General features: G+C 63.9%; 1 protein-coding gene. It reads right to left on the bottom strand.

Features of this window, described 5'->3' with window-relative positions:
- A partial coding sequence (locus FNJ47_RS46905; RefSeq protein WP_163163589.1) for a DoxX family protein occupies positions 1 to 311 on the bottom strand: 311 nt, incomplete at its 3' end.
- Between the last annotated feature and the right edge of the window lie 2 nt (positions 312 to 313).

Below are 313 nucleotides of genomic sequence, written 5' to 3'. Positions count from 1 at the left end.
CACACCATCAGGCCGAGATAGACCCCGAACAGCGTGTGGGTGAACAGCGGGCTGCCGATCCGTACATGGGATGCGATCGCGCCGCCGAGATAACCGGTGAGCAGGATGGCGCCGAGGATCGAGGTCGGCGGCACCGAGTACAACAGCGTGCAGACGATGGTGATGATGCCGAGGCTGCGCGCCAGGGTATCGCTCGCGCCCCAACCCATCTTGTCCATGGTCTCGGTGACGATCGGCAACGGCACCAGCTTGATGGCGCCATCGAACAGCAGGAAAAGAACGACCACGCCGCTCATGACGCGGCCGGTGATGC

It is taken from the genome of Bradyrhizobium uaiense (genome assembly GCF_010811875.1).
Taxonomy (GTDB): domain Bacteria; phylum Pseudomonadota; class Alphaproteobacteria; order Rhizobiales; family Xanthobacteraceae; genus Bradyrhizobium; species Bradyrhizobium uaiense.
This window is presented reverse-complemented; position numbering and strand designations above follow the sequence as displayed.